Below are 18,895 nucleotides of genomic sequence, written 5' to 3'. Positions count from 1 at the left end.
CTCGGCCAAACACTCACCCGTTCACCACCTGTGAACAGCCACTGTTCTCAGCCAAAAGAGCCGTATGGTGAAGGTTCTGGTTTGACGCTTCCCTCTTGTACTCTCTTTTTCTCAATCCCCCATCACCAACACCGCCCACTCAAAATAAAAAACCCCCGCATGGCGGGGGTTTACTGGTTTACCGTCTCATCAGCCGATGCTGCAGGGTTTCAGTTGCCAGATGCGATCCACATAGTCCTGGATGGAGCGATCGGAGTTAAACTTGCCCATGGTGGCCGAGTTGATGATGGCCTTCTTCGCCCACAGAGCCGGATCCCGATACCAGGTATCGATCAGCTTGTGGGCTTCCGAGTAGGAGGCGAAATCGGCCAGGGTCAGGTAGGGATCCCCTCCTTCCAGCAAGGAGCGCTTGATGGAGGAGAGCTCGCCCGGACGACCCGGCGTGAAGTAGTCGGTATCAAACCAGTCCAGCACGGCCTTGAGCTCGGAGTTGGCATAGTAGAAATCGTACGGGTTGTAGCCGCGGCCCTTCAATGCCTTCACTTCGTCCACGTTCAGACCGAAGATGGCGCAGTTCTCGGCTCCCGCCTCTTCGGCGATCTCGATGTTGGCGCCGTCCAGCGTGCCAATGGTGATGGCACCGTTGAGCGCCATCTTCATGTTGCCGGTACCGGAGGCCTCATAGCCGGCGGTGGAGATCTGCTCGGAGACATCCGCCGCCGGGATCAGCTTCTCGGCGAGGCTCACCCGGTAGTTCGGCATGAACACCACTTTCAGCTTGCCCTGGATGCGAGCATCGTTGTTGACCCGCTCCGCCAGCTTGTTGATGGCATAGATGATGTCTTTGGCCAGCTTGTACCCGGGCGCCGCTTTGGAGCCGAAGATGAACACCCGCGGGTGCATGTCATAGTCCGGGTTGGCCAGCAGGCGACGGTAGAGCGCCATGATGTGGATAAGGTTCAGCTGTTGGCGCTTGTACTCGTGCAGACGCTTGATCTGGACGTCGAAGATCGCCTCCGAGCTCACCTCGATGCCGGTTTCGGCCTTGATCACCTTGACCAGCTTCTCCTTGTTGTGGCGCTTGATGGTCATGAACTGCTGCTGGAATGCCTTGTCGTCGGCAAACTTGACCACGCTGCGCAGCTTGTCGAGCTGCAGCGGCCACTCTTTGCCCACCACCTCGTTGTAGAGTTCGGCAAGTTCCGGGTTGCAAGCCAGCAGCCAGCGACGCGGGGTCACCCCGTTGGTGACGTTGCACATCTTCTGGGGCCACAGCTCGGCATACTCGGGGAACAGGTCTTCCTTCACCAGCTTGGAGTGGATCTCGGCCACACCGTTCACCTTGGAAGAGCCAATGACACACAGGTTGCCCATGCGCACCTTGCGCACATCACCCTCTTCGATGATGGAGAGCTTGGCCTTGATGGCGTCGTTACCCGGCCACTTGGGTTCAACCAGCTCACTCAGGAAGCGGGCGTTGATCTCGTAGATCACCTCAAGATGACGGGGCAGCACCTTCTCGAACAGGCTGACCGACCACTTCTCCAGCGCTTCCGGCAGCAGGGTGTGGTTGGTGTAGGAGAAGACCTGATAGCTGATGGCCCAAGCCGAGTCCCAGGTCAGCCCCTCTTCGTCCACCAGCACCCGCATCAGTTCCGGGATGGCCACGGTGGGGTGGGTATCGTTGAGCTGGATGGCAATCTGGGCGGCAAAGTTGCTGAAGTCGGCGCCATGCACCCGCTTGTAGCGACGCATGATGTCCTTGATGGAGCAGGCACAGAAGAAGTACTGCTGGATCAGGCGCAGCTCTTTGCCCGCATCGGTCTCATCGTTCGGATAGAGCACCTTGGAGATGGTCTCGGCCTGGGCTTTCTCCGCCTGGGAATCGATGTAGCCACCGGCGTTGAACACGTCCCAGTCAAAGAACTCGGAGGCGCGGGATTCCCACAGGCGCAGGATGTTGACGGTATGACCGCCAAAGCCGACCACCGGGATATCCCAAGGCACCCCTTTGATCTTGCGGCCGGCGTGCCACACCTTCTTGAGGCCACCGTTGTCACCAAACACGGTCTCGACATAGCCGTAGAGCGGGATCTCCTGCACGGATTCCGGGCGGCAGATCTCCCAGGGGTTGCCATATTCACGCCAGGAGTCAGGGCGCTCAATCTGGCGGCCATCCTGAATTTCCTGACGGAACAGGCCGTGCTCGTAGTGGATACCATAACCGACCGCCGGGTAGTTCAGGGTCGCCAGGGAATCGATGAAGCAGGCGGCCAGACGGCCCAGACCGCCGTTACCGAGCGCCATGTCGGGCTCTTGTTCACACAGATCGGTCAGTTCCAGGCCGAGTTCACCCAGCGCCTCTTCGCAAACTTTGTATAGAGAGAGGTTGTGCAGGTTGTTAGAGGTCAGACGCCCCATCAGGAATTCAGCAGAGAGATAGTGAATCGCACGAGTATCTTTCTTGAAGTGAGTCTGCTGAGTACGGGTCAGGCGCTCGTACACCTGTTCGTTGACGGCGGCTGCGGTCGCTTTCCACCACGCTTCTGGCGAGGCTTTCTGTTCGCTTGTACCCAAGGTAGAACGCAGGTGACGCACGATACTCGCCTTGAGCTGATCTTTATCCAGTTGGAGATCCTGGTCTGTCTTCTTCTTGGTAGCCATAAACCATTTCCTTCGTTACAGAATAATAAATTGTTATCCCATCAGGGACCGGCGCTGTTGTTATCTCAGAATATGTTCCGGCGTGGGCATACTAGCTAAAGCCGCTGGTTTAAAAGTTAACGCAAGTCACACTTTAACGCATAAAAATGACAGTTCAAGCTTGAAAACCCTTTCCTGAAACCTGCCATTATGAATCTTCAATTTCATTAAAAATCATATAGTTAATCTCTTCATGAAAATATAAATACGTGAATAGGTTTTCAATGATTGCCAAGCGCTGAAAATCCTTGAAAATAACTGAAAATTCAGCGCACATTGAAAACGATTTCAATGTGCGCTGTTCATGAAAAGCAAAGACCAAGGCTGTGCAGTTGATTTCTGCGGGTCAACCATGGGCCTTGAACTGGTTGCTCATGGGGTCATAGTGATAGCCTATCTGCAATAAGCGGGTAGCCAGCTGATCCTCCGTCATGTCGTAGTAGGCCAGCAACTCTTCCAGCCCGTCACACTCCAGCCGCAGCTTCTCATTGATGATCCCGAGCAGGATATTGGCATCCAGTCGTTGCAAGGTGCTGACGTCCATCTCATCTCTCCTCTGTGCAAGACATACTGTATAACCATGGGCGTCCCCTCCTGCTTTGTCCATAGGCTAAAAAACACTCACCGCCAACACCAAATAAATAACCTTTATAATCAATACTATAGACTCACCCACTGCCAATTTGATCACATTTTAGAGCACAAATGGCTTGTCACTGGCACCAACAGAAACTACTGTATACGTATACAGCATGGTTATTCATACAGGACAAACATATGAGCCAGCCCATGAGTCAGCACCCCATCACCACCTCAGCCGGTATGAGCAATCCCTGGCCCACCCGGCATCAAGGCAACATGGATGATGAGCGTTACAGCGCAACGATTGCCCATGAAGCCCCGCTGCTTGATGAGCTGGTGAGACTGAGCCATGGCGATACCGGCTGGATCCTGTTGATTGCGCCACCCGGTCTGCCAGTAGCCAAGCAGTTGCAGGCACAGGGGATCAATCCCGCCAGAGTATTGGTGCTGCACAGCCCCAAGATCAAAAACTGGCAGCGGACGCTGGAACAGAGTCTGGGCAACGGCCGCTGCGCCGCCGTGCTGACCTGGCTGCCGGAACAGGTCATGCTGGATCGCGCCAAGTTGAGCAAGTTGGGGCAACGCTGCGGGGTACTGACCCGTTTCTTCGAGCCGGCCGCATCCTCTCCCGTCCACAGTGGTTCACTGGTCTATGGCGGGCAGGATGTCTATCTCAACCACTGACAGGTACCAAGAGTGCGAGGAGACGCCTTGCAGGATTGGCTGCTGAGTTGAACGGGCTTTTCGTTGGCGCTGAACAGCCCAGCAATCACTGAGTGACAAGAGCCCTGCAGCCATCAGACAACAGCGGCAAGTGCCTGCCGACAGACGGAAGTGGAGGCCGGCATTGAAAACAAGGCGCAGAGCCCCTCGCACCGAGCACAGTTGGCAGTTGGCAGTTGGCACTAATGCGACTGCACGCAGGCCAAAAGAGAAGGCGACCCTGGGGTCGCCTTCGTTCTGTCTACCATGGCTGCAGCGGTATAACGGTGGTATCGATAATAGTCATGCGCCGCGTCTGTTTACGCTGAGCCTCGAGACAAGTCTCAAGACCGTGAGTGAACAGCCATCAAACAGCTTTCGCTCACGCCAGTTTGCCGTCGAGCTCGGCAATCTTGGCAGACCAGTAAGCCGGGCCAGTCTCATGGATATTGTTGCCCTGAGAGTCGACCGCCACGGTCACCGGCATGTCTTCCACCTCGAACTCATAGATGGCTTCCATACCCAGGTCGGCAAAGGCCACAACCCGCGCCTTCTTGATGGCCTTGGCCACCAGATAGGCGGCGCCGCCGACGGCCATCAGATAGACAGCCTGGTGCTGCTTGATGCTCTCGACCGTCTTGGGGCCTCGCTCGGATTTACCGATCATGCCGATAAGGCCGGTTTCTCCCAGCATCATGTCGGTGAACTTGTCCATCCGGGTGGAGGTGGTCGGGCCGGCCGGGCCGACCACTTCGTCACGCACGGCATCGACCGGGCCGACGTAATAGATGAAGCGGTTGGTGAAGTCGACCCCTTCCGGCAGCCCCTCGCCTTTTTTCAGCATGTCGGCAATGCGTTTGTGAGCGGCATCGCGACCGGTCAGGATCTTGCCGGAGAGCAGCACGGTATCCCCGCTCTTCCAGCTGGCAAGCTCTGCCTTGGTGATGCCGTCGACATTGACACGGCGCACGTTGCCGCCGGCCGAGCGGGTGATCTCCGGCCAATCTTCCAGCTTCGGCGGGGTCAGCTCGGCCGGGCCGGAGCCATCCAGTTCGAAGTGCACGTGACGGGTAGCCGCGCAGTTGGGGATCATCACCACCGGCTTGGAGGCCGCGTGGGTCGGCGCAGATTTCACCTTCACATCCAGCACGGTAGTGAGACCGCCGAGCCCTTGGGCACCGATCCCCAGCTTGTTGACCTTGTCGTAGAGCTCGACCCGCAGCTTCTCTTCGGTGGTCTCCGGACCACGGGCGATCAGCTCTTGGATGTCGATATGCTCCATCAGGGCCTCTTTGGCCAGTACAGCCGCCTTCTCGGCAGTACCACCGATGCCGATCCCCAGCATGCCGGGTGGACACCAGCCGGCGCCCATGGTCGGCACGGTTTTGAGCACCCACTCCACCACGTCGTCGGAGGGGTTGAGCATCACCATCTTGGACTTGTTCTCGGAGCCGCCGCCCTTGGCCGCGATGCTCACTTCCACCTTGTCACCCGGGATCATGTCGATGTGCACCACGGCCGGGGCGTTGTCCTTGGTGTTCTTGCGACTGCCGGCGGGGTCGGCCAGCACGGAGGCGCGCAGCGGGTTGTCCGGATTGGTGTAGGCACGGCGGGTGCCCTCATCCACCATCTCCTGTACCGTCATGTCGCTGTCCCACTGCACCTGCATGCCGATCTTGACGAAGCAGGTGACGATGCCGGTATCCTGACACAAGGGGCGATGCCCTTCGGCGGACATGCGGGAGTTGATCAGGATCTGGGCCAGGGCATCCTTGGCGGCCGGGTTGATCTCGCGGTCATAGGCAGCCTTGGCGGCCTGCACGAAATCGAGGGGGTGGTAGTAGGAGATGTACTGCAGGGCGTCGGCGATGGAATCGATAAAATCCTGTTTTTTAATGATGCTCATATCATCCTCACTGGTCCTTGTCTCCGGCTCGATGCAGAGCAAGGGCTTCCATATGAGCCGTGCTTCGGTGGGGTGGTGCCAGGCGGCTTGCCTGTCGGCCCGATAAGACAACGGCGTGTTTTTTCTAAAAATTCCGGCGGCTATGATACGCTTGCCACCCCCGTACCGGCTAGGGAGCAGGCTGTAAACTGTTGCCTGTGTAACAAAAAATGAAACCAACGCTGCATATCCACCATTTTGATCACCAGACGGCGCTCCATGCCCTGTTCGCACGCCTTCATCATCTGCCCTGGGCCATGTTGCTGGAATCCGCCGGCCCGCTGGGAGCGGACAACCGCTTTGACATCATCACCGCCGATCCGCTGGCCACTTTGCAGACCGAGGGAGCGCTGACCCACATCGCGCAGGGAGATCAGCACGAATCCCATGAAGATGATCCGTTGACGCTGCTGGCCCAACGCCAACACGCCCTGCTGGGAGAGGTCATCAGTCAAGCGACCCCCCTGCCCTTCATCGGCGGTGCTCTCGGCCTGTTTGGTTATGATCTGGGCCGCCGTTTCGAGCGTCTGCCGAGCCTGGCCGCCCGTGACGTGACCATCCCGGACATGGCAGTCGGCATTTATGACTGGGCCCTGCTGCGGGACGTGGCAACGGGCGAGTGGCAGCTGGTGCACTGGGGCGATGAGGCCGGCCTTGCCCGCCGCCTGCAGTGGCTCAAGACGCAGCAGGCAACCGCCACTGAGCCCTTTGCCTTGCAGGGACGATGGCAGAGCAACATGAGCCGCGCGCAATACGGTGACAAGTTTGCCAAGGTCCAGGCCTATCTGGCCGCCGGGGACTGCTATCAGATCAACCTGACCCAGCGCTTCAGCGCGCCCTATCGGGGCGACGAGTGGCAGGCCTATCAGGCGCTGTCACAGGCCAACCGTGCCCCCTTCTCGGCCTTCCTGCATTTGCCGCAGGGCGCCATATTGAGCCTCTCCCCCGAGCGTTTCCTGTTGCTCGACCAGCGCCATATCGAGACCAAGCCCATCAAGGGCACCCGCCCGCGACTGGCCGATCCGGCACTGGATCAAGCCAGCGCCCTCGAGCTGGCTGGCGCCGACAAGGACAGATCGGAAAATCTGATGATCGTGGATCTGCTGCGCAACGACATCGGCCGGGTCAGCCGACCCGGCTCGGTCAGCGTGCCCAGCCTGTTTGCGGTAGAGTCTTTTCCGGCGGTGCATCACCTGGTGTCCACCATCCACGGCGAGCTGGACGCCCAGTGGCAGGCGGTGGACCTGCTGCGCGCCTGTTTCCCCGGCGGATCCATCACCGGCGCCCCCAAGATCCGGGCCATGGAGATCATCGAAGAGCTGGAGCCCCAGCGGCGCAACGCCTACTGCGGCAGCATCGGCTATCTGAGCCAGCACGGCCGGATGGATACCAGCATCTGCATCCGCACCCTGATCGCCGCACAGGGCCAGCTCCATTGCTGGGCCGGTGGCGGCGTCATTGCCGACTCCGACGTGGACGACGAATATCAGGAAACCTATGACAAGGTGGCCCGCATTCTGCCACTGCTGGACACACTGCGTTGAAAACCTGACAAAATGGATCACAGCAACTGGAGCGAAGAAGAATCGAGATGGAACGTGCCGAACTGCTGACCCGCTTTTTATTGCAACGCCCCGCCCCCGCCCACCGGCTGACGGTGGCAGGGCTCAAGCCCGCCGCCGTGCTGCTGCCGTTGGTCGAGCGGGCCGACGGCCTGCAACTGCTGCTGACCCGGCGCAGCCCGCACCTGCGCCACCACGCAGGGCAGATAAGCTTCCCCGGCGGCAGGCAAGATCCAGACGACCGGGACTTGATCCACACGGCGCTGCGGGAAACCCAGGAAGAGCTCGGCATAGTCCCTGCCCAAATAGAGGTGCTGGGTACCCTCACGCCCCTCAACACCGTCTCCCAATACGACGTGCTGCCGGTGCTGGGGCTGGTCACGGCCGACTATCAGCTCACCCTGAGCCGGGACGAGGTCGACCAGGCTTTTGAGGTGCCGCTCAACCACCTGCTGGATCCACGCCACCACATCGCGCTCACCATTCCCAGAGCCGATCACCTGCACACCATCTACTGGATCCCCTGGCAGCACCACTTCATCTGGGGCGCCACCGCCAGCATGATCCGCCAACTCTCTCGGCAACTTGCCATATAACATTTTGCCTACAAAGGATTGTGCAACATTCGCGCATTAACATTAAACTAACGTAGGTTTTTATAAAAAATAATTGATTAATTCTTCTTTCGATCACATTTCCACAAAAGAATGCGGGTTTGAGCCCCATAAAGGTGAATTTGATCAACATTTTTGATTAAAAAAACCGTATCCTTGCGCCGATTCAATAAAAACCACAATTCGGGGTGAGACACATGTCTAATACTGTCACCGGCGCACAGGACGTTGCGACCTCACAGGAGCAAGGAACCCGCTCCATCCAATCGCGTGGTTGGACCAAACAAGACACCAGCTGGGTGATCAGCCTGTTCGGCACCGCCGTCGGCGCCGGCATTCTGTTTTTGCCCATCAACGCCGGCATGGGTGGCTTCTGGCCACTGGTGGTGATGGCGCTGCTGGTCGGCCCCATGACCTACCTGGCCCACCGCGGCCTCGCCCGCTTCGTACTCTCCTCCAGCAGACCCGATGCCGACATCACGGAAGTGGTGGAAGAGCACTTCGGCGTGGGTGCCGGCAAATTGATCACCCTGCTCTACTTCTTCGCCATCTACCCCATCGTGCTGATCTACGGGGTGGGCATCACCAACACGGTTGAGAGCTTCATGGTCAACCAGTTGCAGATGACGGCGCCCCCGCGCTGGATCCTCTCCATCGTGCTGATCATGGGCATGATGTCGGTGATGCTGGCCGGTGAAAAACTGATGCTGAAGGTGACCGAGTTCCTGGTCTACCCACTCATCGCCATCCTGGTGGGGATCTCCTTCTATCTCATCCCGGACTGGACCGGCGCGGCCCTCTCCCAGATGCCGTCCGGCAAGGACTTTGCCATCACCCTATGGCTGACCATTCCGGTGCTGGTGTTCTCCTTCAACCACAGCCCGGCCATCTCCAGCTTCTCGCTGGCCCAGCGCCGCGATCACGGCGAGCACGCGGTCGAGAAGTCTGACGCCATCCTCAAGCGTACCGCCACCATCCTGCTCGGTTTCGTGATGTTCTTCGTCTTCTCCTGTGTGATGAGCCTGACCCCGGCGCAGCTGGCAGAAGCCAAGTCCCAGAACATCGCAGTGCTCTCCTACCTGGCCAACCAGCACGCGAGCCCCATCATCTCCTACTTCGGCCCGCTGGTGGCGTTCGTGGCCATCGTCTCCTCCTTCTTCGGCCACTACCTGGGTGCCCGTGAAGGCCTGAAGGGGATGATCGTCCAGAACCTGCGCAAGTCCGGCAAGGAGCCGAACCACAAGAAGGTCGAGATGTTCATCATCGCCTTCTTCATCCTGACCCTGTGGGGCACCGCGGTGATCAACCCCTCCATCCTCGGCATGATCGAGTCGATGGGCGGCCCCATCATCGCCACCATCCTGTTCATCATGCCGATGTACGCCATCAAGCGCGTGCCGGCCATGGCGAAGTATCAGGGCCATATCAGCAACGTCTTCGTGGCTGTGATGGGAATGGCGGCCATCTCCGCCATCCTCTACCAACTGCTCGGCTGACACTCGGCCATGCCAGAAAAAATGCCAGCCGGGTAACCGGCTGGCATTTTTTTATGGTGCCAACAGCAGCGGATGATGGCTCTCCAGCAGGCGAGCATGCACAGGCATGTTGGCCGATGCGCCACTCACATAACATCGTCCAAGCTCCCCATCCCGACGATTCCCCCGTCTTCTCTCGTCATCCTCCCTCGAACGGCAACCGACAATGGCTGACCCATGCCCCATGCAGCCTTATACAAGCCGGTGCCACACAGCCTGCCTGGCAAGGCGTTCTTCCGGGCTCTTGATGCGCCCACTGCATCAACTTCATCCGGCCCCCTCATCTCCTGCAGATGCGGACCGGACCAGCCCCCAGACCGCCAGACAATAAAAAACGCCCTCGAATGAGGGCGTTTTCAGTGGGGTGAAGGCGGTGCTATCAGGCTTCGCTGTTGGGCACGGGCGAGGCATCCAGCAGGGTTTCATCTTCGGCCATGCAGGCCGCGGCGGTGAACAGCACATCGGTGGAGCTGTTCAGGGCAGTCTCTGCAGAATCCTGCAGTACCCCGATGATGAAGCCCACGGCTACCACCTGCATGGCGATGTCGTTGCTGATGCCAAACAGGCTGCACGCCAGCGGGATCAGCAGCAGGGAGCCGCCGGCCACGCCGGACGCACCGCAGGCACTGATGGTGGCGACCACGGAGAGCAGAATGGCGGTGGCCAGATCCACTTCCATCCCCAGGGTGTGTACCGCCGCCATGGAGAGCACGGTAATGGTGATGGCGGCACCGGCCATGTTGATGGTGGCACCCAGCGGGATGGAGACCGCATAGGTGTCTTCCGGCAGGCGCAGTTTCTCGGCCAGCGCCATGTTGACCGGGATGTTGGCGGCGGAGCTGCGGGTAAAGAAGGCGGTTACGCCGCTCTCTTTCAGGCAGGTCAGCACCAGCGGATAGGGGTTGCGCTTGATCTTCCAGAACACGATCAGCGGGTTGACCACAAAGGCGATGAACAGCATGCAGCCGATCAGCACCACCAGCAGTTGGGCATAGCCGAACAGGGCGTCAAAACCGGTTTCCGCAAGGGTGGAAGCAACCAGGCCCAGAATGCCGAGCGGCGCGCAGCGGATCACCGCTTTCACGATGGTGGAAACCCCGTGGGACAGGTCGGTGATCACTGCCTTGGTTCCCTCGCTGGCGTGGCGCATGGCGATGCCAAGGCCGATGGCCCAGGCCAGAATGCCGATGTAGTTGGCATCCAGCAGCGCCTTGACTGGGTTGGTCACCACGTTGAACAGCAGGGTCTGCAGCACCTCGGTGATGCCGCCCGGCGGGGTGATCTCGGCACTGTTGGCCACCAGATGCAGGTTGGAGGGGAACAGGAAGCTGGCCACGACGGCGACCGCAGCAGCCAGGAAGGTACCCAGCAGATAGAGCAGCAGGATCGGTTTCATGTTGGTCTTCTGGCCCTGCTTGTGGCCGATGATCGCCGCCATGACCAGTACAAAGACCAGCAGCGGGGCGACCGCCTTCAAGGCGCCGACGAACAGGCTGCCGAGCAGGCCCGCTGTTTTGGCCCATTCCGGCATGAACATGGCAAGGAGGATACCGAAGACCAGACCGACCAGGATCTGGCTAACCAGGCTGGTACTGTTGACCAGTCTTACGAGGGGGTGTTGTTGTGTCATCAAATAGTCCCTGAGCACCGAAGTGCGTGAATCATTAGTCCTGTTGGCAACCGCTACGCCAGGCGACACCCATGTCACGGCTGGCGTCATCTGTCCCGGCAAGCTTTCTGTTGAGCCTGTCCGGTAACACACGGGATTGCGGACAAGGAATATCCCATCTGCAACCGCTTTTTTCCATATAATCACTGAAAAATATCCGGTTTACCTCACAAAAAAACCACAACAATGCGATAACACAATATCAACAGCATTCAAATGGATGCCGTTTTCCCTCGCTTGGCCATCCAGACACTCCCCGGCGGTGGTATCATGATGGTTTTTGCGCTGGAGCCCTGCCATGATCTCATCCCTGTTGACCCGTCACTTCGGCTTCGATCGGTTAAGACCGGGACAGGAGGCGGTGATCAGCCGATTACTGGCCGGCCAGAGTGCCGCCGCTATCTTCCCCACCGGCTCCGGCAAGTCCCTCTGTTATCAGTTGCCGGCGCTTGCCCTGCCCCATCTGACCCTGGTGATCTCGCCGCTGATTGCGCTGATGCATGATCAGCTCGCCTTCCTTCGTAGCAAAGGGATCGCCGCCGCTACCCTCGACTCGAGCCTGACCCCGAAGGAGAGCCGCCGGGTGATGCAGCAGGCCAGCGATGGCCAGCTCAAGATCCTGATGATCTCGGTAGAGCGGCTCAAAAACGAACGCTTTCGCCGTTTCATCCAACAGGTGCCGCTGTCGATGCTGGTGGTGGACGAAGCCCACTGCATTTCGGAGTGGGGCCACAACTTTCGCCCTGACTATCTCAAGCTGCCGGATTACCGCCGTGAATTGCAGATCCCGCAGGTGTTGCTGTTGACGGCCACCGCCACCCCGGCGGTCATGGCCGACATGCAGGCCAAATTCGAGATCGAGGATGAGGGACTCATCGTCACCGGCTTTTATCGCGCCAACCTGGACTTGGCCGTGGTACCGCTGCCTGACGAGGCTCGCGATAGCTGGCTGCATGCCGAGCTGGCTCGTGACCCCGCCGCACCGACCATCATCTATGTCACCCTGCAGCACACCGCAGAGCAGTGCGCCACCCGCTTGCAGCAAGCCGACATCAGGGCGCGCGCCTATCACGCCGGGCTCGATGCCACCCTGCGCAGCCAGATCCAGCACGACTTCATGGCCGGCAAACTGGACTGCATCGTGGCGACCATCGCCTTCGGCATGGGGATCGACAAGGCCGACATTCGCCGGGTGATCCATTACGATCTGCCCAAATCCATCGAAAACTACAGTCAGGAGATAGGCCGCGCCGGCCGGGATGGTCTGCCTTCCCGCTGCATGGTACTGGCCAATCGCAGCCAGTTGCCGGTGCTGGAAAACTTCGTCTATGGCGACACCCCGGACAGAGCGGCCATCGTCACCTTGCTCGAGATCCTGCAGCAAAGCGGCAGCGAGTGGGAATTTGGCTTGCTGCGCCTCTCCAACGACACCAATATCCGCCAGCTGCCGCTCAAGACCCTGTTGGTCTACCTGGAGATGGCGGGCATCATAGCGCCGGCCTACAGCTATTTTGCCGAGTACCGCTTCAAGTTCGTGCTGGACAAGGCCGACATCCTGGCCCGTTTCAATCCGGCGCGACGCCAGTTTCTGGAGCAAGTGTTCGCCAGTGCCCCGCAGGCGCGCAGCTGGTGCACCATGGACTTCGAGGCGCTCTGGCAGGGTTATCAGGGAGAGCGGTCGCGGGCCGCTGCCGCGCTGGATTACCTACAGCAGCAAGGCTGGATCGAGCTGGAGAGCAAGCAGATGACCGAGGTCTATCGGGTGCTACAGCAAGATCTGGACATAGCACCGCTGGCCGATCAGCTGCACGCACTGTTTGAAAAGAAAGAACAAAGCGAGCTGGCGCGTCTGCAGGCATTGCTGGGGTTCTTTACCTACAGCAGTTGTCTGAGCCATGAGCTGGCCCGCTACTTTGCCGATCAGGCCGCGCCCACCCATTGCGGGCACTGCTCAGTCTGTCGGGGAGAGGTGGCACAGCTTCCCTCCTTACCCAGCCGGACACTCCCCAATGAACAGGGGCTCAGAGCCTGGTGCGATCCGCTGGTAGCCCTGTGTCACAGCCGGGATCCCCGCATCCTGACGCGTTTCCTGTGCGGCATCACCACCCCGCTCACCACCCGGCTCAAGGCCAGAAGCCTGGCTGGATTCGGCCAGCTGGCGTCCCACCCCTTTGCCGATGTGCTGGCAGCCGTATCCAACATTTATGCCGCTCACCAACAGGAATAAGCGACTAAACATCGGGTGGAGCCCCAAAAAAAATAAGACCCTCGCATCTGCGAGGGTCAAGCCAACGGAAACGTGCTTAAACAGAGCTTTGTATCAGCAACCAGCCACTCTCTTGCTAAAGCGCTGACTGCCTGACACAGGGCCAATCTAGAGCAGTCTCAATGTAGCGTCAATGTAAAAATTAGAGCTAAAACACCAAACAAAACACTTTCCGCGCACGTAAACGTAATGCCGGTTCGTCTCATCTACGCCCTCCCCCTTGCCCCGTCTGTGCTGCAGCCAGTCTCCCAAATAAACGCGATGTCATTTCCATTTTCTGACAAACATTTATTTTTTATGTCTTTGACATTTACCTCACTATCGTGGCAAAAATAATTTAACAGTCAGTAACATAGGTGTGTCACTGATTGCGCCTTCCCGCATTGGGTCGGGAAGTACCCTTGCAAATTTAAACCAATAGTTGGTGATGGATTACTGGGGGCTGTTGACTAGGCTTAATGAGGTAAACAGAACAAAAGTAGTGATCCACTCTTTTCAGGGTAAGCGACTATAACGAGGGCAAAGTTATGGGCATCTTCGAGCATTATCAACAGCGATATGAGAAAGCCAGGGAAGAGGAATACACCATCCAGGAATTTCTGGATATGTGTAAGCAGGACAAATCCTGCTACGCCTCCGCCGCCGAGCGTTTGCTGGTCGCCATCGGCGAACCCGAAATGATCGACACCTCGGTCAACCCCAGACTCAGTCGCCTTTTCTCCAACCGCGTCGTGGCACGCTATCCCGCCTTCAAAGATTTCTACGGCATGGAAGAGGCCATCGAACAGATTGTCTCCTATCTCAAGCATTCCGCTCAGGGCCTGGAAGAGAAGAAGCAGATCCTCTATCTGCTGGGGCCGGTTGGCGGTGGTAAATCCTCGCTGGCAGAGAAGCTCAAATCCCTGATGCAGAAAGTGCCTGTCTATCGCATCAAGGGTTCACCGGTCAACGACCACCCCTTCTGCCTGTTCGACATCGAAGAAGATGGCGAAATTCTGGAGAAGGAGTACGGCATCCCGCGCCGTTATCTGCGCCCAATCATGTCCCCCTGGGTCGCCAAACGACTGCATGAGTTTGGTGGCGACATCACCAAATTCAAGGTGGAGAAGGTCAACCCCTCCATCCTCGACCAGATCGCCATCGCCAAGACCGAACCGGGTGATGACAACAACCAGGACATCTCCTCGCTGGTCGGCAAGGTGGATATCCGCATGCTGGAGCACTTTGCCCAGGATGATGCCGATGCTTACTCCTACTCGGGTGCGCTGTGCAAGGCCAACCAGGGGATCATGGAGTTCGTCGAGATGTTCAAGGCGCCCATCAAGGTGCTGCACCCGCTGCTGACCGCCACCCAGGAGGGCAACTACAACGGGACCGAGGGGCTCTCCGCCCTGCCCTTCGATGGCATCCTGCTGGCCCACTCCAACGAATCCGAATGGCAGCAGTTCCGCAACAACAAGAACAACGAGGCTTTCCTCGACCGGGTCTACATCGTCAAGGTGCCTTACTGCCTGCGTGTGTCGGAAGAGGTGAAGATCTACGAGAAGTTGCTGGTCAACAGCGAGCTGACCGATGCCAAGTGCGCCCCCGGCACCCTTGAACTGCTGGGCCAGTTCTCCGTGCTGTCGCGCCTCAAGGAGCCGGAAAACTCCAGCCTCTACTCCAAGATGCGGGTTTATGATGGCGAGAGCCTCAAAGACACGGATCCCAAGGCGAAGAGCTATCAGGAGTATCGCGACTACGCCGGCGTGGACGAAGGGATGAATGGCCTGTCGACCCGCTTCGCGTTCAAGATCCTCTCCCGCGTCTTCAACTTCGACCACGCGGAAGTGGCCGCCAACCCGGTACACCTCTTCTATGTGCTGGAGCAGCAGATCGAACGCGAGCAGTTCCCGCAAGAGCTGCATGATCGCTACCTTGAGTTCATCAAGGGCTATCTGACCCCGCGCTATGTGGAGTTCATCGGCAAAGAGATCCAGACCGCCTACCTCGAGTCCTACTCCGAGTACGGTCAGAACATCTTCGACCGCTACGTCACCTATGCTGATTTCTGGATCCAGGATCAGGAGTACCGTGACCCCGAGACCGGCCAGCTGTTTGACCGCGCGTCGCTCAACAGCGAGCTGGAGAAGATTGAGAAACCTGCCGGGATCAGCAACCCGAAAGATTTCCGCAACGAAATCGTCAACTTCGTGCTGCGTGCCCGGGCCAACAATGCAGGCCGTAACCCCAACTGGACCAGTTACGAGAAGCTGCGCACCGTGATCGAGAAGAAGATGTTCTCCAACACGGAAGAGCTGCTGCCGGTTATCTCCTTCAACAGCAAAACCTCAGCCGAGGAGCAGAAGAAGCACGATAACTTTGTCGAACGGATGATGGAGAAAGGCTACACCCGCAAACAGGTGCGACTGCTCTCCGAATGGTATCTCAGGGTACGCAAGTCATCCTGACCCTGACTGTTCAAGGGGGAGTTATGGCGCATTTTATCGACCGCAGGCTCAACGGCAAAAACAAAAGCGCTGTCAATCGGCAGCGCTTCATCCGCCGCTACAAGAAGCAGATCAAACAAGCGGTCTCTGATGCTGTCTCCAAGCGCAGCATTCAGGACGTAGACACGGGCGAGAGCATCAGCATCCCGACCAAGGATATCGGCGAGCCCCATTTCCATCAGGGGCAAGGCGGCAAACGGGAGATGGTGCATCCCGGCAATGACCAGTTTGTCTCCGGCGACAAGATTGACCGCCCCAAGGGAGGAGGTGGCGGTCAAGGCTCTGGTGAAGGGCAGGCTTCCAACCAGGGAGAAGGGGCGGATGACTTCGTCTTCCAGATCTCCAAGGATGAGTACCTCGATCTGCTGTTTGAAGATCTCGAGCTGCCTCGGCTGCAGAAAACCCAGCTCAACCAGCTGATGGAAGTCAAAACCTACCGGGCGGGCTACACCTCCAACGGGGTGCCCGCCAACATCAACGTGGTGCGTTCGCTGCAAAATTCGCTGGCCCGTCGGATGGCGCTGCAGGCCGGCAAGAAACGCCAGCTGCATGAGCTGGAAGATAGGCTGGCCCTGCTGGCGGCAGACCCCAACGAACATTTTGCCGAAATAGCCCAGCTCGAGAAGGAGATCAGGGAGCTGAAACGGCGGATCGACGCGGTCCCTTTCATCGACACCTTCGATCTCAAATTCAACAACTTCGTCAAGCGGCCCGTCCCCTCCAGCCAGGCGGTGATGTTCTGCTTGATGGACGTGTCGGGCTCCATGGATCAGGCCACCAAGGAGATGGCCAAGCGCTTCTACATCCTGCTCTATCTGTTCCTGAGCCGGACCTACAAAAACGTCGAGGTAGTCTATATCCGCCACCATACCCAGGCCAAGGAGGTGGACGAGCATGAGTTCTTCTACTCCCAGGAAACCGGCGGCACCATCGTCTCCAGCGCCCTCAAGATGATGAACGACATCATCAACGAGCGTTATCCTGCCCATCAGTGGAACATCTATGCGGCGCAAGCCTCGGATGGCGACAACTGGGCCGACGACTCACCACAGTGCCGGGAGATCCTGGCGCGGGACATCATGCCGCGAGTGCGGTACTACTCCTACATCGAGATCACCACCCGTGCCCATCAGACGCTGTGGCACGAATATGAATCGGTCGCCAGCGAGTTCCCTCACTTCGCGATGGAACACATTCGCAAGGTAGAGGATATCTATCCGGTATTCCGGGAGCTGTTCAAGAAGCAAGCGGCGTGAGGGAGGTCATATGGTAGAAACCGCAAGAAAAGTCGCACCGCTGGACGATGGCCCGGACTGGAACTTCGACCTGCTGGACATTTACCATCAGGAGATAGCCCGGGTCGCCAAATTCTATCGACTGGATACCTACCCCAACCAGATCGAGGTGATCACGGCAGAGCAGATGATGGATGCCTACTCCAGCGTCGGCATGCCCATCGGTTATCAGCACTGGTCATTCGGCAAGCGCTTCATTCACACCGAGCGCAACTACAAACGTGGCCAGATGGGGCTGGCCTACGAGATCGTCATCAACTCGGACCCCTGCATCGCCTATCTGATGGAGGAGAACACCATGCCGATGCAGGCACTGGTGATGGCCCACGCCTGCTACGGCCACAACTCCTTCTTCAAGAACAACTATCTGTTCAAGACCTGGACCGATGCCTCCTCCATCATCGACTATCTGCTGTTCGCCAAGAACTACATCACCGAGTGTGAAGAGAAACATGGCATCGATGCGGTGGAAAAGTTGCTCGACTCCTGCCATGCCTTGATGAACTTCGGGGTGGATCGCTACAAGCGGCCCCAGAAGATCTCGCTGGCCGAAGAGAAGCGGCGCCAGAAGGCACGGGAAGACTATCTGCAGACCCAGGTCAACGAGCTGTGGCGAACCCTGCCCAAGCAGCACAAGGCCTCCGGGGTGGAAGACAGGCGCTACCCGGCTGAACCACAGGAGAACATTCTCTATTTCATCGAGAAGAATGCCCCTCTGCTGGAACCCTGGCAGCGCGAGATAGTGCGCATCGTGCGCAAGATCAGCCAGTATTTTTATCCGCAAAAGCAGACCCAGGTGATGAATGAAGGGTGGGCCACCTTCTGGCACTACACCATCCTCAATCACCTCTATGACGAGGGCAAGATCAGCGATCGCTTCATGATTGAGGTGCTGCACAGCCACACCAACGTGGTCTACCAGCCCCCCTACAACAGTCGCTACTACTCGGGGATCAACCCCTACGCCCTCGGCTTTGCCATGTTTACCGACCTGCGCCGTATTTGCGAGAACCCGACCGAGGAGGACAAATACTGGTTCCCCGATTATGCCGGCAGCAACTGGGTCGATACCCTGCATTTCGCCATGCAGAACTTCAAGGATGAGAGCTTCATCAGCCAGTTTCTCAGCCCCAAGGTGATGCGCGACATGAAGCTGTTCGCCATTGATGACGACGATCTGAAGAACTATCTCAAGGTCTCTGCCATCCACAATGACGAGGGATACCGCCAGGTGCGCAATACCTTGTCGGCCCAATACAACCTGAGCAACCTAGAGCCCAACATCCAAGTATTCAACGTGGCGGTGAAGGGAGATCGCTCGCTGACGCTGCGCTACGTGCCGCACAACCGGATCCCGCTGGGGGACTCCCGTCACGAGGTGCTCAAGCATCTGCACCAGTTGTGGGGATTCGATGTGGTGCTGGAGCAGGACAATGGTGAACTGCCTGCCGATATCATCGGGCGTTGCCCGGAGAAAAAACCGGCTTGAGCAACCAGCCATCCGCCATAAAAAAACGCGCCATTTGGCGCGTT

At 58.3% G+C, this 18,895-nt stretch carries 12 protein-coding genes; 8 read left to right on the top strand and 4 right to left on the bottom strand.

Translation table 11 applies throughout. The features are described from left to right. Positions 1–189: 189 nt before the first annotated feature. Both E5E97_RS15125 and E5E97_RS15120 read right to left on the bottom strand, forming a co-directional pair. Positions 190–2,664: a glycogen/starch/alpha-glucan phosphorylase gene (locus E5E97_RS15125; RefSeq protein ID WP_171280502.1), complete on the bottom strand. Its 2,475-nt coding sequence runs from the start codon at positions 2,662–2,664 to the stop codon at positions 190–192. A 385-nt stretch (positions 2,665–3,049) separates the two neighbouring features. Continuing rightward, a complete protein-coding gene (locus tag E5E97_RS15120; protein ID WP_005300391.1) occupies positions 3,050–3,247 on the bottom strand; it encodes a DUF4250 domain-containing protein in 198 nt (65 codons plus the stop codon). A gap of 233 nt (positions 3,248–3,480) precedes the next feature. Between E5E97_RS15120 and E5E97_RS15115 the strand changes: the two genes are divergently transcribed. Further along, positions 3,481–3,969, top strand: coding sequence for a cell division inhibitor (locus E5E97_RS15115; RefSeq protein ID WP_045525145.1), 489 nt, complete (start codon positions 3,481–3,483; stop codon positions 3,967–3,969). 400 nt (positions 3,970–4,369) lie between these two features. Here E5E97_RS15115 and E5E97_RS15110 read toward each other — a convergent pair whose 3' ends face one another. Next, positions 4,370–5,893 carry a fumarate hydratase gene (locus E5E97_RS15110; protein WP_024944465.1) on the bottom strand — a complete coding sequence of 508 codons (1,524 nt, stop codon included), beginning with the start codon at positions 5,891–5,893 and terminating at the stop codon, positions 4,370–4,372. A gap of 296 nt (positions 5,894–6,189) precedes the next feature. On the opposite strand from E5E97_RS15110, the gene pabB reads away from it, so the two are divergent. From pabB to E5E97_RS15095, 3 genes are all read left to right on the top strand, one after another. Further along, the gene (gene pabB / locus E5E97_RS15105) at positions 6,190–7,476 is read left to right on the top strand and encodes an aminodeoxychorismate synthase component I (protein WP_238427548.1); all 1,287 of its coding nucleotides are present in this window, start codon (positions 6,190–6,192) and stop codon (positions 7,474–7,476) included. Positions 7,477–7,523: 47 nt separating this feature from the next. Further along, complete coding sequence (locus tag E5E97_RS15100; RefSeq protein ID WP_011706269.1) at positions 7,524–8,090, top strand: CoA pyrophosphatase; 567 nt, start codon at positions 7,524–7,526, stop codon at positions 8,088–8,090. A gap of 215 nt (positions 8,091–8,305) precedes the next feature. Next, on the top strand, positions 8,306–9,604 hold the full coding sequence (locus E5E97_RS15095) for a serine/threonine transporter (protein WP_171280501.1): 1,299 nt from the start codon (positions 8,306–8,308) through the stop codon (positions 9,602–9,604). Positions 9,605–10,022: 418 nt separating this feature from the next. Here the strand turns inward: E5E97_RS15095 and sstT are convergent, their stop codons facing one another. Continuing rightward, positions 10,023–11,273: a serine/threonine transporter SstT gene (sstT, locus tag E5E97_RS15090; RefSeq protein WP_016350568.1), complete on the bottom strand. Its 1,251-nt coding sequence runs from the start codon at positions 11,271–11,273 to the stop codon at positions 10,023–10,025. A gap of 337 nt (positions 11,274–11,610) precedes the next feature. Here sstT and E5E97_RS15085 point away from each other — a divergent pair, with 337 nt between their 5' ends. The 4 genes from E5E97_RS15085 to E5E97_RS15070 all read left to right on the top strand — a co-directional run bounded on the left by E5E97_RS15085 (position 11,611) and on the right by E5E97_RS15070 (position 18,851). Further along, positions 11,611–13,539: an ATP-dependent DNA helicase RecQ gene (locus E5E97_RS15085; RefSeq protein ID WP_118881327.1), complete on the top strand. Its 1,929-nt coding sequence runs from the start codon at positions 11,611–11,613 to the stop codon at positions 13,537–13,539. 566 nt (positions 13,540–14,105) lie between these two features. Beyond that, entirely contained in the window at positions 14,106–16,028 is a 1,923-nt protein-coding gene (locus tag E5E97_RS15080; RefSeq protein ID WP_011706273.1) for a PrkA family serine protein kinase, read from the top strand. Between the two features lie 23 nt (positions 16,029–16,051). After that, positions 16,052–17,323, top strand: coding sequence for a YeaH/YhbH family protein (locus E5E97_RS15075; RefSeq protein WP_016350566.1), 1,272 nt, complete (start codon positions 16,052–16,054; stop codon positions 17,321–17,323). A gap of 10 nt (positions 17,324–17,333) precedes the next feature. Next, entirely contained in the window at positions 17,334–18,851 is a 1,518-nt protein-coding gene (locus E5E97_RS15070; RefSeq protein WP_118881328.1) for a SpoVR family protein, read from the top strand. Positions 18,852–18,895 lie beyond the last annotated feature (44 nt).

It is taken from the genome of Aeromonas sp. 2692-1 (genome assembly GCF_013085505.1).
GTDB classification, from domain to species: Bacteria; Pseudomonadota; Gammaproteobacteria; order Enterobacterales; family Aeromonadaceae; genus Aeromonas; species Aeromonas hydrophila.
This window is presented reverse-complemented; position numbering and strand designations above follow the sequence as displayed.

Coding starts and splice junctions, on each gene's coding strand:
- E5E97_RS15125 (WP_171280502.1), bottom strand. CDS start 2,664: ATGGCTACCAAGAAGAAGACAGACCAGGATCTCCAACTGGATAAAGAT.
- E5E97_RS15120 (WP_005300391.1), bottom strand. CDS start 3,247: ATGGACGTCAGCACCTTGCAACGACTGGATGCCAATATCCTGCTCGGG.
- E5E97_RS15115 (WP_045525145.1), top strand. CDS start 3,481: ATGAGCCAGCCCATGAGTCAGCACCCCATCACCACCTCAGCCGGTATG.
- E5E97_RS15110 (WP_024944465.1), bottom strand. CDS start 5,893: ATGAGCATCATTAAAAAACAGGATTTTATCGATTCCATCGCCGACGCC.
- pabB (WP_238427548.1), top strand. CDS start 6,190: ATGTTGCTGGAATCCGCCGGCCCGCTGGGAGCGGACAACCGCTTTGAC.
- E5E97_RS15100 (WP_011706269.1), top strand. CDS start 7,524: ATGGAACGTGCCGAACTGCTGACCCGCTTTTTATTGCAACGCCCCGCC.
- E5E97_RS15095 (WP_171280501.1), top strand. CDS start 8,306: ATGTCTAATACTGTCACCGGCGCACAGGACGTTGCGACCTCACAGGAG.
- sstT (WP_016350568.1), bottom strand. CDS start 11,273: ATGACACAACAACACCCCCTCGTAAGACTGGTCAACAGTACCAGCCTG.
- E5E97_RS15085 (WP_118881327.1), top strand. CDS start 11,611: ATGATCTCATCCCTGTTGACCCGTCACTTCGGCTTCGATCGGTTAAGA.
- E5E97_RS15080 (WP_011706273.1), top strand. CDS start 14,106: ATGGGCATCTTCGAGCATTATCAACAGCGATATGAGAAAGCCAGGGAA.
- E5E97_RS15075 (WP_016350566.1), top strand. CDS start 16,052: ATGGCGCATTTTATCGACCGCAGGCTCAACGGCAAAAACAAAAGCGCT.
- E5E97_RS15070 (WP_118881328.1), top strand. CDS start 17,334: ATGGTAGAAACCGCAAGAAAAGTCGCACCGCTGGACGATGGCCCGGAC.